This window comes from Marinomonas primoryensis (assembly GCF_013372285.1).
Classification (GTDB): domain Bacteria; phylum Pseudomonadota; class Gammaproteobacteria; order Pseudomonadales; family Marinomonadaceae; genus Marinomonas; species Marinomonas primoryensis.
This window is the reverse complement of sequence record NZ_CP054301.1, coordinates 3,281,103-3,295,255: the sequence shown is the minus strand read 5'-3', so window position 1 is coordinate 3,295,255 and position 14,153 is coordinate 3,281,103. Positions and strand designations below refer to the sequence as shown.

Genomic DNA, 14,153 nt, shown 5'->3' with positions numbered 1-14,153 from the left:
AGATCTGCTTACTAGCCAAATACGGACCAACCGTTACTTTCGGACAGCGCTTCCAGTGCGGCTATTCCCGCTAAGGAATTGCCTGATTCATTCAGTTCTGGCGACCAAACACAGATAGAAAAGCGATTTGGTACTATGGCTATAATGCCACCACCAACGCCACTCTTCCCCGGCAAACCCACACGATAGGCAAAATTCCCGGCTTCGTCATAGAGCCCGCTGGTGGCGAGTAAGCCATTGACTTGAGTGGTTTCACGGCGAGTGAGCACTTGTTCGCCAGAATGATGTGAGTAGCCCTTGTTGGCTAAAAAGCTAAATGCCTTAGCAAGGTCAATGCAGTTCATGCGCATGGCGCAGTTATCAAAATAGTTACGCAATACCGCTTCTACATCGTTTTCGAAATTACCGAATGCTTGCATCAAATACGCCATAGACGCGTTGCGTGCGCGAAACTCGTACTCTGAGTTGGAAACGACTTTATCGGAACGTAATTTAGAGTTTCCTGCTAGGCGGCGAATAAATTCTCGCATAGCGTAATGTGGGGATGCAAAGCGTGAATGGTTCATATCGCTGACGACAAGTGCGCCCGCATTAATGAAGGGGTTACGTGGAATGCCCATCTCATACTCTAACTGCACCAGTGAGTTGAAGGGATTGCCAGATGGCTCTCTACCGACTCTTTCCCACATGTCTTCACCATAATGTTTCATGGCAAGGGTTAAGCTAAAGATTTTTGAGATACTTTGAATGGAGAAGTTCTTCTTGGCTTGACCTGTGTGGTAAAGCTTTCCGTCATTACTGTAGATGGCAATGCCGAATTGATTAGGGTCAATGTTTGCAAGCGCTGGTATGTAGTCTGCGACTTTCCCTAAGCCAATTAATGGCCTCACTTTTTTTTCGATTGAGCGAAGTAATTCTTCCACGTTGTTCCCAGTGTTATTTTAAGGTGTGAATAAGCGATGAAAGCGAATTCAATTTGCTGGCTAGTATAGAGACAGTGAGATGAATTCCCTAGTGGAATTTCGGCTTATATTAAACGTAAAAAGCCCCCAAAAAGGGGGCTGAAATCCTGTGTTCAAGGTTTTTTATTTACTGGGCGAAATGCCATAAACGGAGGTGGTTCCGCTTACTTCGTTGCCAACAATCAATAATGCTTGCCCGCTTGGGCTGTCTTCTTTTGAAACAAAAGCCATGCCTTCAGGCCCAAGGTCGCCTGCTGCAGAGGTATCTACTTTGGCGTCGAAATCTCGGCTGGTTAAATATTGAATGAACTGACTTTTCTTGGGTACGGTAATGTCATACACCATGATACCGCCCACGCGTTCAAGTCCAATAAAAGCATAAGTGCGACCGTCAATTTGACCTACGGTTAAGGCTTCAGGCTCAGGTCCTTTGTCATCACTGCGTGCATCTGTTTTGTTTGAGTCGTTTGAAGCATTGAAGCCTTTTTCGCCCAATGCTTTTGCGGTAATGCGTTCGAAATCACTGCCACTATCAAATACTTGCTCGCCGGTGTCGCCGCTCAAGATGGAAAAAGAACGGGCGCCGTAGCCATACAGTTGCGTGTAGGTGCAGTTATTCGGTGCGCCTTTTGTGAGTTTGCAATCTTGCGCGCCTAGCGTGCTGGTAAATTTCATGCGACCAAGATTTCTTGAATCGTCCAGCTTACCTTCAATCTCGTGTTTTAGTGGACTGGTTAGGGCAAGACGACTGTTTAGCTCGTCGGCTAACTCTTTCACGCGATATTCTTCGCTGAAGCCTTTGTAGTCTCTTGAGTCACCTTCGTTTGCTGTTACTAAGTAGGTTTTACCTGATACGGTGTAAGATGCGATGGTGTCTGGTTGATATAAGCCCAATACTGGCCAGTTTTTCAGCTGAATGGTTTTATCCTTGTCGCTGACGTCTAGTTCGTTGCCCGTTTGGTTATAATCTTTTGTGCCTAATGCCCAAATGGTGGACACCGACTTTTTCATAAGATCGATTTTTGCAATGCCGTTGTTTTCTTGCAGTGATACAAAGGCATAGCGGTTGTCTTTAGAAACTGTGACGTATTCTGGCTCTAAGTCTTGAGCAACACTGGCATTAGGGCCGAAAATACGCAGTCCGTCAGGTCGTTCTGACGCGCGCGAGCCGCCGTTGTTAAAATCACGAAACGTCACTTGAGTAACATCGCTTTGCGTTAATGTCGTGATGTCATTGGGTAAGGTAATGATGCTTACGCTGCCTTCTGGGTCTACGGTGTATTCATCATTAGGCTCGCCTTCGTTGGCAACAATCACCTGTTTGCCATCGTGCGAGAAGGTCACCATGTCTGGTAGTGCGCCGACTTTTACCGCAGTGATAAAGGTATGGTCATTGATGTTATAAAAAGCGATGTACCCCATGTCTTGTTTTGGCTTGGCTTCAATAGCAGCGGCCATGATGCCGCTATGGACACTAACGCTATTGGCAGCGCCAAGGGATAAACCGGTTAACGCGGCCACGTCTGCACTGACATCAAGTGTTTTGATTTTGTATGGCGCAGCGGGATTGCTCATGGACAGCACATCGACTTTGCCCGAATTGGCGTTTATTACAAAGGTTTCTTGCGTTTTAGCATCGTATGCCACTATTTCTGCCGCGCTGCCATCAAAAATGCCTGACTCATAACGACCGAGGAAACTTAATTCGATGGAAGTCGTGGCACCAGCTTGTTCATTATTAGACGTGGCGCAGCCACCAAGTAATGCCACGGTGGCACATAAAGGTAATGCAATGGGTAAACGCATGATTCTTCTCCGGAGGGATAAAATGAGTGCGGCTACAGTAACGGCTAATTATGACAATAATATGGCAAGCAGCGGTAAGTGTTTACTTACTGCTGCTTTATTTATGAACTATTTTTTATTGTTAATATGCGCAATATGATGGGTGATTAGTTGTCCTGAAATGGTCGCGCTGTTGGGTATGTGAGGTAAATTGTCGATGTGGTACCAATTCGCCTCATCAATTTCTCCTGGTGCGGGAGTGATTTCACCAGCAACGTAATCCGCAAAAAAGCCGACCATAAGTTGATGAGGAAAAGACCAAGGTTGACTGTCTACATAGCGAATGTTGGTGATTTCAAGCCCTACTTCTTCACGCACTTCACGTGCCACAGCTTGCTCTAATGTTTCACCCGCTTCGACAAACCCCGCAATATTACTGAATTTACCTTTGGGTGCGTGAAGTCCACGGGCCAGTAAAATATGGTCGTCTTTGCAGATTGATACAATGATGCAAGGCGAAATTCGTGGGTAATGACGCAAATTACACGTCGGGCAAATCTTAGTGTGTTCCGCTATATGTTTTTCTTGCATGGGTGTTCCACATCGTCCACAAAATTGATGGTCTCTGTCCCACGTTGATAATTGATGAGCGCGACTTAATAGAAGGTAATGATCCTGATCTTGTAAGAAGAGCAGTTCTCTTAAGCCTACTTCCGTAAAGCCTTTTGGTACGGATTCAAAACGGCAAACAAAGACATCTTGGCCCTGCCACTGTCCACAGTAAATGGCACTCATTTTTGAGTTTGGTTGAAAGTGTGTGAAAGGTATTAAAAAAAGATTGTCTTGTTCAACCAGCACTTGATTACGATGTAGCAAAACATAGAGTGCGTCTTGATGGGGGAGCGGGTGTGTTTGAGTGCCAATTTCTAACATGTTCTTGCTCTGTTTGCGTCTAAAAGAATTACGCTAACGCGATCATCTTCTAGACGCAATAACCTAGCGGATTTAATTCCAATCCAGGATCACTTTGCCAGATTGGCCTGACGCCATAGTATCAAAGCCTTTTTGGAATTCGTCTACATTAAAGCGGTGCGTAATAATGGGGCTGATGTCTAAACCAGATTGCAACATAGCGGCCATTTTGTACCAAGTTTCGTACATTTCACGTCCATAGATACCTTTAATAATCAGGCCTTTAAAAATGACTTGGTTCCAATCTATTAGCGTGTCTTTTGCTGGAATGCCGAGCATGGCAATTTTTCCGCCATGATTCATATTTTCTAACATAGAGCGAAATGCTTGATCATTGCCGGACATTTCCAATCCAACATCAAAGCCTTCGTGCATGCCTATTTCATTCATGACGTCTTTCAAAGACTCTTTGCTAACGTTCACCGTTCGAGTCGCGCCCATTTTTTTCGCAAGCCCTAGACGAAAATCATTTACATCGGTAATCACCACATTGCGAGCACCAACATGCTTTGCAATGGCGGCGGCCATGGCGCCAATGGGGCCTGCGCCGGTGATTAAGACATCCTCACCGATCAAATCAAAGGACAGAGCGGTATGAGTCGCATTTCCAAACGGGTCGAAGATTGCCGCCATTTCATCACTGATGTTGTCAGGGATTTTGTAGGCATTGCTGGCAGGAATGACTAAATATTCGGCAAACGCGCCAGTACGGTTCACGCCAACGCCTAGTGTTTTACGGCAAAGGTGACGACGTCCTGCACGACAGTTTCGACAGTGACCGCAGGTAATATGGCCTTCGCCTGAGACGCGATCGCCGATTTTGAACCCTGATACTTCTGGGCCAATCTCGGTGATTTCACCAACAAACTCATGACCGACGGTCATTGGTACAGGAATGGTATTTTGTGCCCAGTCGTCCCAATGATAAATATGCATGTCTGTTCCGCAAATAGCGGTTTTTCGTATTTTGATAACAACATCATTGTGGCCGCATTCTGGTTGGGCTACTTCTGTCATCCAAATGCCTTTTTTGGCATGAAGCTTAGCAAGCGTTTTCATTATTTTATTCCTTCAATAATACCCATTTCGCGACCGACTTTCGCAAAAGCAGTAATGGCTTGATCGAGTTGTTCCGTTGTTAGTGAGGCTGACATTTGTGTTCGAATTCTAGCTTTTCCCATCGGCACAACGGGATAAGCAAATCCGGTGACAAAAATCCCTTCTATATATAGCGCACTTGCCATCTCTTGAGCGAGTGTTGCGTCTCCTAATATAACGGGAATGATTGGGTGGTCGCCAGGTACTAGGTTAAACCCTAAGTCGCTCATCTTGGTACGAAAGTAAAGGCTGTTGTTTTTTAGCTGCTGACGAGCGGCACCCCCTTTTTGAAGTGATTCAAGGATTTTTATGCTGGTGGCGGTAATAACAGGCGCCAATGAATTAGAAAACAAATATGGACGAGAGCGTTGACGTAACCAATCCACAATGTTTTTAGAGGCACTGGTATAACCACCCGATGCGCCACCAAGGGCTTTTCCTAATGTGCCAGTAATAATGTCGATTCGGCCTAGTACGCCACAATATTCATGGCTACCACGACCATTCTCACCTAAGAAACCAACCGCGTGGGAGTCATCTACCATGACGAGCGCATCGTATTTGTCCGCAAGGTCGCAGATGGACTTTAGGTCCGCAATAATACCGTCCATGGAAAAAACACCATCAGTGACGATGAGCTTGGTTCTAGCGCCCTCTTTGTCGGCCTGTTGAAGGTTCGCTTCGAGCTCTTTCATGTCATTGTTAGCATAGCGATAGCGCTTTGCTTTACATAAGCGAATTCCGTCAATAATGCTGGCATGATTTAACGCATCACTGATGATCGCGTCTTCTTTACCAAGTAATGTCTCAAACAGTCCTGCGTTGGCATCAAAGCAAGATGAGTACAGGATGGTGTCTTCCATCTGAAGGAAGTTACTGAGACTTTTTTCCAGCTCAGTGTGAATGTTTTGAGTGCCGCAAATAAAACGGACAGAGGCCATACCATAGCCATAATCGTCTAGTGCTTTATGCGCCGCTGTTGTTACGTCACTGTCATTCGCTAGCCCAAGATAATTGTTTGCACATAAGTTGATTAACGGACGATTGTCTGCTGTCGTAATTTGACTGGCTTGAGGTGTAATAAGAGGGCGCTCTTGTTTGTAGAGGCCTTGTTGTTTAAGCGTTTGTAGTTGTGTGTCGAGTTGCGTGTGAAATTCAGCTCTGCTCATGTGATTACCCCTGACTTACCTATACTTAATGTTGATAACGAGTGATATGTGTTCAATGAGTGTAGGGCTGAGGCCTGAATAAAAGTAGATGCAGTGGTGTAGCAATATGGCCATAACAGTTTGTGTCTATCGTTGGTTGCTGCACTGGTCATTCTGTCTATTCGTCGCGTAGAATGAGGACAAATATTAACCAAAAAGGAAAAGGTATGTTGTCAAAGTTTCACTACGGCATCTTGTTTGGTGCAATGAGCGTCAGTATGGCGGTTCAAGCTCAGGATTATTTACCTGTTCTTCAATATCACCATGTAAGTGTCAGTTCACCTAAATCGACTTCTGTTACGCCAGAGCAATTTACTGAGCACATGGACTATTTGAAAAACGCTGGTTTTCAGGTGGTTGATCTGCGTTCTGCATTGGACGATTTACAAGCCCATAAGGCATTACCTGAAAAAGCCGTCGCGATTTCTTTTGATGATGCCTATCGTAGTATTTATCAAGCGGGCTTTCCTATCTTAAAAGAAAGGAACTTTCCTTTTACTGTGTTTATTAATACTGAACCCGTTGAACGCAAAAGCCGTAGCTTTTTGACGTGGGAGCAAATGAAGGAGATGGAAGCGTCTGGCGGTGTGTTTGCGAACCATACTATCCGCCATCCTTATATGCTGCGCAAAGAAGAAGGTGAGTCTGACGACGCTTGGTTATCACGAATGACAAAAGAAGTGGACACGGTTGAAGCGCTGCTCATTAAGAATCTAGGGCATTCACCTAAAATGCTGGCTTATCCCTATGGTGAATCTAATCGTACGATTCGAACCATGATGGAAGAAAGAGGGGTGATGGCATTTGGTCAGCAATCAGGTGTGGTGAGCGCGGACTCTGATTTCGAAAATTTACCTCGTTTTCCTGCTTCTGGCGCGTATGCAAAATTATCCACATTAAAAACAAAGCTAGATGCTAAGCCAATGCCTTTGCTTGCGGAACAAGCCGGTGGTGACTTTGCGACAGATAAACCCGTGTCTATTCGCTTAACGTTTAAAGACGGTAAATATCGCCTAAAAGACTTGGTGTGTTACGTGGCAGGACAAGGTAAGGCGTCATTAGATTGGGTTTCCGAAAATGAAGTGATCGCCACAGCGAGTAAGCCTTTCGGCGTTGGTCGTGGTCGAATTAACTGCACTATGCCGGATAATTCGGCTAAGCATTATTACTGGTATTCCAATGTTTGGATTCGTTCTGCTCCTGACCAAGGCTATGTAAGTGAAAAAAGTTAAGTTTTTTTCAAAAAAACATTGCACTGAAATCTCAAATCAGTATTATACACCTCGCTCGCAACGGAGGGGTGGCAGAGCGGTTTAATGCACCAGTCTTGAAAACTGGCGTAGGTTAGTAGCCTACCGAGAGTTCGAATCTCTCCTCCTCCGCCATCTTCCTAATAGGAAGTTGTTGCGAACAAGATAAAATTAGTTCCTCGATAGCTCAGTTGGTAGAGCAAATGACTGTTAATCATTGGGTCACTGGTTCGAGTCCAGTTCGAGGAGCCATCGGAGTATAGCGCAGTCTGGTAGCGCGCCTGCTTTGGGAGCAGGATGTCGGGGGTTCGAATCCCTCTACTCCGACCATTAATTTTATCATCACCTAGTAATGGTGGGCGTAGCTCAGTCGGTAGAGCTCCGGATTGTGATTCCGGCGGTCGTGGGTTCAAGCCCCATCGTCCACCCCATTACTCTGATAGTCGGGCCGTTAGCTCAGTTGGTAGAGCAGTTGACTTTTAATCAATTGGTCACTGGTTCGAATCCAGTACGGCCCACCACTATCCCAATGCTTAACTCTGCATTATCTGATTAATTCCTCGATAGCTCAGTTGGTAGAGCAAATGACTGTTAATCATTGGGTCACTGGTTCGAGTCCAGTTCGAGGAGCCATTTCGGAGTATAGCGCAGTCTGGTAGCGCGCCTGCTTTGGGAGCAGGATGTCGGGAGTTCGAATCTCTCTACTCCGACCATTAGATTGTTGTAAAAATAAAGTTTATGAGCGGGCCGTTAGCTCAGTTGGTAGAGCAGTTGACTTTTAATCAATTGGTCACTGGTTCGAATCCAGTACGGCCCACCATTCTTTTCATAAATCACCTCTTCTTTTCTTCGTGTTATTTCTTGTTTCTTTCTAGATAGCAATTCAAAATCGTCTATCGTCTATCGTCTATCGTCTATCGTCTATCGTCTATCGTCTATCGTCTATCGTCTATCGTCTATCGTCTATCGTCTATCGTCTATCGTCTATCGTCTATCGTCTATCGTCTATCGTCTATCGTCTATCGTCTATCGTCTATCGTCTATCGTCTATCGTCTATCGTCTATCGTCTATCGTCTATCGTCTATCGTCTATCGTCTATCGTCTATCGTCTATCGTCTATCGTCTATCGTCTATCGTCTATCGTCTATCGTCTATCGTCTATCGTCTATCGTCTATCGTCTATCGTCTATCTATTTTCTTTGTGCGTTAGCTCTCTACGGCGTTAAATGTGTAAGGGTTGTGTGTAGGGTTTTGAGTGTGTGGCAGGTGTGGGTCTTGAGTATGTGATGGGTGTGTCGGGGCTTTTGGTTTGAGTATTGTTTTGTGTGATTGGCTAGAAATTAGTGAGTGATTTTTTGGGTGGTGGATTTGGTGTGAAGATTGTTGTGGGTTGTAGGGTGAGTGTTACTTTTAAGTGGAGTAATTGAGCGAAGGTTTTTTAATTATGTCTAGAAATAGACCGTATTTTTATAGATAAGATATTGATCTATAAAGAAAAGCGCTAATGGTGGAGGGAGGTGGATTCGAACCACCGAAACTTTCGTGGCAGATTTACAATCTGCTCCCTTTGGCCACTCGGGAACCCCTCCACAGCAGCGCGGCACATAGTATATGCCGCGCCTAACTATGTAAATAGTTTTTTAGGATTTATTTAATAATTTTTCCAGTTTTGCTTTCATGCGCTCTTCTGGAGACAAATTATCATAAATATCTTCTGTCTTCGGTGTGCTTTTGATATTTTTGGCTTTTGGTTTGATATCGTTTTTAGCTTGAGGCTTTTGTCTGCTTCTTGCTGGTTGGGCTGAGGCTGTTTTCTCTTTTGCCGGTCTGCCAGTGGTTGCAGGTCTGCTTGTAGGTGTGGTCCTTGCTTTTTTAGGAATCATCGATTCGGGTAAAGCAGGTTCGTTGTTAACAGCGACACCCTCTAAGTCTACACGCGGCTGGCCAGATAGAAGGCACTTCTTATATCTGTCTGAGCGCGTGTAGGCCGCGAGAGAGCGTTTTTGCTTGCTGGTATTAAAGTCATCGTCCAGCACCATATCTTTGTCTATACCGACCTTCAGTGGCTTAGGTTGATTCCAGTCGAACGCTTTGGGATAACGGTCTTCAAGCATTTTGATAAGACGGCGATTGTTTTTTTGATTTTTTTGACGTTTCTTTTGCTCTGGCGTCAAGGTCGCGGTCTTAGTCGTGCTGTCACTTGCTTCTGGTACGCTAGTGTCGTTATCGACTAGTTTGTCATCTTCTTGCAAGCCGTTAAGCTCAGGTTGTTGTGTGGTCATGTAATCAATCTGTTCTGTTGTCGTGGTTGTGGTGCTGCTGCTATCAGCATGCTCGTGCAATAAGTCAAAGTTGAGTTGGTGTTCAACCGCATCTACTTTAATTGCTTGCTTAGGGGCGGGCGCTGGGCTTAAAAGGTCAAGAGAGTCTTCAATATAAAGCTGCAATTGATCTTCTGTTGAGCGACCTGCCATATGTTGCAATAAATCCATCGATGCGCTGTACTCAATGGAAGAGGTGTTCTTTCCGTTTAATTTTTGTATTTCTTCGTTAGCATTGTCTAGCTGCTTTGTTAGCCAGTTAATTCTTGCTTCGAGTTTGGCAATAAGTTGTTCCATAAAAAACAAAGCTCAATTTTTTATTGGAGTCAGCGAAATACTTGGTGTATTGCTTGTGCCAATCATTTCTTTTTGCTGATCTTCGCTTGGTAGGGTGACAGAAATAGTGTCTCCGTTTTGCTGCCAAACGTAAACCGTCGTAATTAAGAAGCCAGCGATAAAAATAGGTAATAATTTCATTTTGCTTAGAAGGTAAGTCCTGCCCCAATCATGACGTGTTTGTCATAGGTTTCATTGCTACTGTTTAATATCTTTACATAGACATCTAGTCGCGATGTATCGGAGGCTGCAATACGAAATCCAGCTTCTGGGTAGTATACGGTGTCTTCTAAAAATGAAATGCCGCCGCCAATAAATGACCACATTGGAATGCCTGGGAATATCTGAAAGGCTGGCGTAGCACTGTAAAAGCGTGATCCTACCGTCGCGCCGCTTTCAAAATTCTCCCCAATTACAAATGAAAAACCACCATAAAAAGAGATGTTTTCAGGCAAGGTGTATTCCATTGCGGCGTAGCCTATGGAGGTAACATTGCTCTGTTCGTTGCGACTGTCTGGTCGAGTTGCTGTGGATTCAAAATTTACTAAACTCGCAATTTGACCTTCAGCTGATGCGTTCGCACTAACTAGAACTAAAGCTGCAAGTAGAAGTGATTTCATTTTTTGTCATCCATTTGGTTTAAGCGGTTCAGCATTTGGGAAAGAGAAGACTCCCAATTAGATTGCTGTTCTTTTGTTTGAGTTAGGGCGTTTTGAATGTCACTTTTTTCTTCGCTAAGTTCGTAGTTTTGCATTTCTAATTCAGCAATGCGTTTGCGTAGTGAACCAATCTCTTCTACAGCTTCATTGATGCGTTGTTCTAAGTGGTGTAGTAGTTCGTTATTCATTGTATCTGTCCTAAAAATCAAAAAAATCGCCCTTGGTTGTGTGGGCGTAGTTGTATAAAAATTACCAGGCTATTACGACATCTTGTTGTTGAACGTTTAAAATGTGAGAGTCAACAATAAGCTCTCCAACTGAGAAGTTGGGTTGTACTTGTTTTATTGTAACACTGATATTGGCATTATTCAGCTGAGTTTGAGCGGATTGAAGTTGATTAAACACCTCATAACGACGATAAACGTTGAACTTATCACCTTGTTTGATTCCTGCCAATGACCCTGCTGATATATGTATTCTGTTACCTTCTGTGCGAAAAATATTAGCAATAAAAGGCTGGCAGCGAAGCTGCTCACTTGTATCTAAAGCGCTTTCTTTTAATGCTTGCTGTACTACTTTGCCATAATGCACTGTCCAGAATTTTGCGCTTCCAAAACCAATTCTTGCGTGATCGGATATATCCCAGTTCCCTATCTCGCTGTATCTGTGCTCGAACAATAGCGCGCCACTGAAACCATCATATATATATATATCGACCACAAAGTTTCTTTCTTTATCAATTCCTTCGTCTAAAGCGTCTTTTTCGTCTTTATCATTAGGGCGTCTTAAATAAACCTCACCAATATCTCTAATAACGCCGCTGACAATATATTGAACGCCAAGTTGTTCGCTGATTCGTGTGACGTTCGTTAAGGAGCCATCGTAGTTTGTAGAAGAAGGCGCATTTAACAGATCGGGGTAGATAGCAATGTTTGTGGCTGTCAGCGCTCGTAGATAGCCCTGCTTATTTATTTCATCCGCTAGGCCTTTGGGAAGTTCCCTAGATATATTGCTCAGCTCCCCCAGTCTTGCTTGCTGGGGGGTTTGTAGCTCAAACCCAGTAATACCAACGGTTTTTTTATAATAACTTGTTGGGCCTGTGCTGCACTGAGAGTCTGGTGTGACATCAACACGAGCAACGACCCTAAGGAAATCGCCGTTTTGCTCTTCAGAAATGATACGGGCCTTTTGGACGTGTCCTGAACTTCGTATTTCTAGACTAGACTCGAGTTCACCATTATAAAGTTCATCTTTAACATTGACTCTAGAGCCTGATTCAAGAACGGCTTGTTTTATCGCTTGCTGAGTGGCTCGATAGCGCGCATCGGTCACATCGTCGTTATAAATAACCGCTTCACCGACCGCATCAACCGTTTTTGAAAAAACGGTGAGAGGTAAAGATAAGGCGATAGCAATGATTAATAAGTACTTCAAGGACAGTATCATTATTCAATGCTATAGAAGTTAGTCGTCGGTGTGGAATTCTCAACGTTGATTGCACGGTAGCCAGGCTGAACACTACAGTTTGGATTAGATTGTATGCCGTTAGGAGAGCTTATACATTGACGGAAATTTTCTTGTAGCGCCATTTCAACGACTGTTTCGAACGTACCATCTTCATGTTCACGTTGTGACACGACTTTGGCACCCACTAAATAAGCATCAACATACGTTCTTAGCTCATCGTTTTGCATCACCATATTGCTCAACGAGCTGGAGCCGTCGATTTTCAAGCCATAAACGCGTTCAGATAAGTTTCGGTAAGCATCTAGCATTGAACTACGTAGCGTCATGATGCGAGCTTGAGATTTGGATAGGCGCTTACTTGTCATCATGGCGGCATAGCCAGTTGCAGTGACAACAATAGGCTCTTGTTTAATAACGGCAATGGTGTTGTTTGCATTTAGCGCACCGTTTTGAGCGTAACCGTAAGGTGAGCTATTTCCAACAGTGTTGCCGTTACACGGAGCGACAGTAGTACAAGGAGAGCCTGTTCCCGCCGTCCCTGGTTGGTTAAGATTTTGACAACCGGCGAGAATTATTGCACCTATGGCTATTAAAAAAATTCGAAGTGTTCGTGTCATGGTGGTGCCCTTTGTATGGATGTCTTTACCTTAATATCCTGCGTTGAAAAATAGTATGTGTTGCATAGTGCTGTTTCAATTAAGCGAGATACTGCTGCAGGAATTAACTGAATAATTTGTTCGAAAATCCCTTTGTTTTTCAACATGGCTAATCTAATGAACAAAATGTAAACCATTTTACGCTCTAGCGTCCATGTTTGGGCATCGAAAAAAACGCTTTTTCTTTGTTTTTGATAGTAAAACGGCTCTTTAGGTGCATTTTTTTAGATTGTTTAGGGGATTTTGTAATAAGGGGGTTTTTTCTAGAGGCAAATTTACATTTTTTTGTGCTGTGGAGTGTCTGTTATTAATTAATGTATACTGTTTTTTTATACAGTATTTTTTGAAAGATATGTTGCAAAATCGAAAAATTATTCATGTTGATGCGGATTGTTTTTACGCTGCGATAGAAATGCGTGATGACCCAAGTTTGCGAGATATTCCTATCGCCATTGGAGGGCCGGAAAATACTCGCAGCGTTCTTTCTACAGCGAATTATGCTGCTCGAGTTTATGGCGTTCGTTCCGCTATGCCAACATCGGTTGCCAAACGCCTATGCCCAGCATTGCGAGTGCTACCTGGTAATATGCATAAGTACCGAACGGCCTCTGAGCAAATGCACGTTATTTTGCGAGAGTTTACCGATATTATTGAGCCTTTATCCTTGGATGAAGCGTATCTTGATGTGACGGATTCGCCACACTTTCAAGGCAGCGCCACACGGATTGCTGAGGAAATACGCTCAAGAATATGGTTGGAAGTTGGTATTACGGTTTCTGCAGGAGTGGCGGCTAATAAGTTTATTGCGAAGGTGGCAAGTGATTGGGATAAGCCGGACGGCTTAACTGTAGTAACACCTGAGAAGCAGTTTGAATTTGTCTCAACGATACCTGTTAAGTCAATTTCTGGTATTGGCCGTGTAGCCCAGGAGAAGCTGGCCGTATTGGGCGTATTCAACTGTGCTGATTTACAAACGTTAGACTTTGTTGTGTTACAAAAAAACTTCGGCAGCATGGCTTTTCGTTTGTCTCAGTTCGCACTTGGCATTGATGATCGCCCTGTTTCCATCTCGCGAGAAAGAAAAAGCATCTCAGTCGAGCATACTTTTTCAAAAGACTTACCGGACCTCAAAGAATGCCAAACAGTGTTACCTATTTTGCTAAGCGATTTAAAAAAACGTATGACAGGACGAAACTTTGAATCACAACTGAGTAAGTATTATCTCAAGATGAAGTTTGATGATTTTAAGCAAACAACGATAGAGCAGCCCATCAAAAATAAATTATCCGATGATGTGTTTTTGGCGCTATTGCAACAGGCATATGAGCGCTATCGACGTCCAGTGCGCCTTATTGGTGTTGGTTATCGATTGTCACCACCAAAACCGCTTCAGTTAACCTTACCTTTTTCTTAGTTGTGTAAAATTTGATCAACTTTC

At 43.9% G+C, this 14,153-nt stretch carries 13 protein-coding genes and 9 tRNA genes; 10 read left to right on the top strand and 12 right to left on the bottom strand.

What is annotated here, in order from left to right:
- Positions 1 to 11: 11 nt before the first annotated feature.
- The 5 genes from glsB to MP3633_RS15350 all read right to left on the bottom strand — a co-directional run bounded on the left by glsB (position 12) and on the right by MP3633_RS15350 (position 5,986).
- Entirely contained in the window at positions 12 to 923 is a 912-nt protein-coding gene (gene glsB, locus MP3633_RS15370) for a glutaminase B (RefSeq protein ID WP_176336177.1), read from the bottom strand.
- Positions 924 to 1,085: 162 nt separating this feature from the next.
- Positions 1,086 to 2,768, bottom strand: coding sequence for a choice-of-anchor I family protein (locus tag MP3633_RS15365; RefSeq protein ID WP_176336176.1), 1,683 nt, complete (start codon positions 2,766 to 2,768; stop codon positions 1,086 to 1,088).
- Positions 2,769 to 2,876: 108 nt separating this feature from the next.
- On the bottom strand, positions 2,877 to 3,680 hold the full coding sequence (gene nudC / locus MP3633_RS15360) for an NAD(+) diphosphatase (RefSeq protein ID WP_176336175.1): 804 nt from the start codon (positions 3,678 to 3,680) through the stop codon (positions 2,877 to 2,879).
- A 72-nt stretch (positions 3,681 to 3,752) separates the two neighbouring features.
- A complete protein-coding gene (gene tdh, locus MP3633_RS15355) occupies positions 3,753 to 4,778 on the bottom strand; it encodes an L-threonine 3-dehydrogenase (RefSeq protein WP_176336174.1) in 1,026 nt (341 codons plus the stop codon).
- A complete protein-coding gene (locus tag MP3633_RS15350) occupies positions 4,778 to 5,986 on the bottom strand; it encodes a glycine C-acetyltransferase (protein WP_176336173.1) in 1,209 nt (402 codons plus the stop codon). Before MP3633_RS15350 ends, tdh begins: the two co-directional genes overlap by 1 nt.
- Before the next feature lie 206 nt (positions 5,987 to 6,192).
- Between MP3633_RS15350 and MP3633_RS15345 the strand changes: the two genes are divergently transcribed.
- The 9 genes from MP3633_RS15345 (at position 6,193) to MP3633_RS15305 (ending at position 8,095) form a co-directional block, all read left to right on the top strand.
- Positions 6,193 to 7,257 carry a polysaccharide deacetylase family protein gene (locus MP3633_RS15345; protein WP_176336172.1) on the top strand — a complete coding sequence of 355 codons (1,065 nt, stop codon included), beginning with the start codon at positions 6,193 to 6,195 and terminating at the stop codon, positions 7,255 to 7,257.
- Positions 7,258 to 7,319: 62 nt separating this feature from the next.
- Positions 7,320 to 7,410 (top strand) — tRNA-Ser (locus MP3633_RS15340).
- A gap of 41 nt (positions 7,411 to 7,451) precedes the next feature.
- A tRNA-Asn gene (locus tag MP3633_RS15335) sits at positions 7,452 to 7,527 on the top strand.
- 1 nt (position 7,528) lies between these two features.
- Positions 7,529 to 7,605 (top strand) — tRNA-Pro (locus tag MP3633_RS15330).
- 25 nt (positions 7,606 to 7,630) lie between these two features.
- A tRNA-His gene (locus MP3633_RS15325) sits at positions 7,631 to 7,706 on the top strand.
- 14 nt (positions 7,707 to 7,720) lie between these two features.
- Positions 7,721 to 7,796, top strand: a tRNA-Lys gene (locus tag MP3633_RS15320).
- 36 nt (positions 7,797 to 7,832) lie between these two features.
- Positions 7,833 to 7,908, top strand: a tRNA-Asn gene (locus MP3633_RS15315).
- 3 nt (positions 7,909 to 7,911) lie between these two features.
- Positions 7,912 to 7,988: transfer RNA gene (locus MP3633_RS15310), tRNA-Pro, on the top strand.
- 31 nt (positions 7,989 to 8,019) lie between these two features.
- A tRNA-Lys gene (locus MP3633_RS15305) sits at positions 8,020 to 8,095 on the top strand.
- A 686-nt stretch (positions 8,096 to 8,781) separates the two neighbouring features.
- Here the strand turns inward: MP3633_RS15305 and MP3633_RS15300 are convergent.
- The 7 genes from MP3633_RS15300 to MP3633_RS15270 form a co-directional block, all read right to left on the bottom strand.
- Positions 8,782 to 8,865 (bottom strand) — tRNA-Tyr (locus tag MP3633_RS15300).
- A 51-nt stretch (positions 8,866 to 8,916) separates the two neighbouring features.
- Positions 8,917 to 9,894 carry a ProQ/FINO family protein gene (locus tag MP3633_RS15295; RefSeq protein WP_112141021.1) on the bottom strand — a complete coding sequence of 326 codons (978 nt, stop codon included), beginning with the start codon at positions 9,892 to 9,894 and terminating at the stop codon, positions 8,917 to 8,919.
- Between the two features lie 12 nt (positions 9,895 to 9,906).
- Positions 9,907 to 10,074 carry a hypothetical protein gene (locus MP3633_RS15290; protein ID WP_162690197.1) on the bottom strand — a complete coding sequence of 56 codons (168 nt, stop codon included), beginning with the start codon at positions 10,072 to 10,074 and terminating at the stop codon, positions 9,907 to 9,909.
- Positions 10,075 to 10,079: 5 nt separating this feature from the next.
- A complete protein-coding gene (locus tag MP3633_RS15285) occupies positions 10,080 to 10,553 on the bottom strand; it encodes a hypothetical protein (protein WP_112141019.1) in 474 nt (157 codons plus the stop codon).
- Positions 10,550 to 10,780 carry a cell division protein ZapB gene (locus MP3633_RS15280; protein ID WP_112141017.1) on the bottom strand — a complete coding sequence of 77 codons (231 nt, stop codon included), beginning with the start codon at positions 10,778 to 10,780 and terminating at the stop codon, positions 10,550 to 10,552. The genes MP3633_RS15285 and MP3633_RS15280 overlap by 4 nt, the downstream gene beginning before the upstream one ends.
- Positions 10,781 to 10,841: 61 nt before the next feature.
- On the bottom strand, positions 10,842 to 12,026 hold the full coding sequence (locus MP3633_RS15275) for a flagellar assembly protein FlgT (RefSeq protein ID WP_244959681.1): 1,185 nt from the start codon (positions 12,024 to 12,026) through the stop codon (positions 10,842 to 10,844).
- Between the two features lie 11 nt (positions 12,027 to 12,037).
- On the bottom strand, positions 12,038 to 12,676 hold the full coding sequence (locus MP3633_RS15270; protein WP_112141013.1) for an LPP20 family lipoprotein: 639 nt from the start codon (positions 12,674 to 12,676) through the stop codon (positions 12,038 to 12,040).
- Between the two features lie 391 nt (positions 12,677 to 13,067).
- Here MP3633_RS15270 and dinB point away from each other — a divergent pair, with 391 nt between their 5' ends.
- Positions 13,068 to 14,129 carry a DNA polymerase IV gene (dinB, locus tag MP3633_RS15265; RefSeq protein ID WP_217909016.1) on the top strand — a complete coding sequence of 354 codons (1,062 nt, stop codon included), beginning with the start codon at positions 13,068 to 13,070 and terminating at the stop codon, positions 14,127 to 14,129.
- Positions 14,130 to 14,153: the final 24 nt, after the last annotated feature.

Coding starts and splice junctions, on each gene's coding strand:
- MP3633_RS15365 (WP_176336176.1), bottom strand. CDS start 2,768: ATGCGTTTACCCATTGCATTACCTTTATGTGCCACCGTGGCATTACTT.
- nudC (WP_176336175.1), bottom strand. CDS start 3,680: ATGTTAGAAATTGGCACTCAAACACACCCGCTCCCCCATCAAGACGCA.
- tdh (WP_176336174.1), bottom strand. CDS start 4,778: ATGAAAACGCTTGCTAAGCTTCATGCCAAAAAAGGCATTTGGATGACA.
- MP3633_RS15350 (WP_176336173.1), bottom strand. CDS start 5,986: ATGAGCAGAGCTGAATTTCACACGCAACTCGACACACAACTACAAACG.
- MP3633_RS15345 (WP_176336172.1), top strand. CDS start 6,193: ATGTTGTCAAAGTTTCACTACGGCATCTTGTTTGGTGCAATGAGCGTC.
- MP3633_RS15295 (WP_112141021.1), bottom strand. CDS start 9,894: ATGGAACAACTTATTGCCAAACTCGAAGCAAGAATTAACTGGCTAACA.
- MP3633_RS15290 (WP_162690197.1), bottom strand. CDS start 10,074: ATGAAATTATTACCTATTTTTATCGCTGGCTTCTTAATTACGACGGTT.
- MP3633_RS15285 (WP_112141019.1), bottom strand. CDS start 10,553: ATGAAATCACTTCTACTTGCAGCTTTAGTTCTAGTTAGTGCGAACGCA.
- MP3633_RS15280 (WP_112141017.1), bottom strand. CDS start 10,780: ATGAATAACGAACTACTACACCACTTAGAACAACGCATCAATGAAGCT.
- MP3633_RS15270 (WP_112141013.1), bottom strand. CDS start 12,676: ATGACACGAACACTTCGAATTTTTTTAATAGCCATAGGTGCAATAATT.
- dinB (WP_217909016.1), top strand. CDS start 13,068: ATGTTGCAAAATCGAAAAATTATTCATGTTGATGCGGATTGTTTTTAC.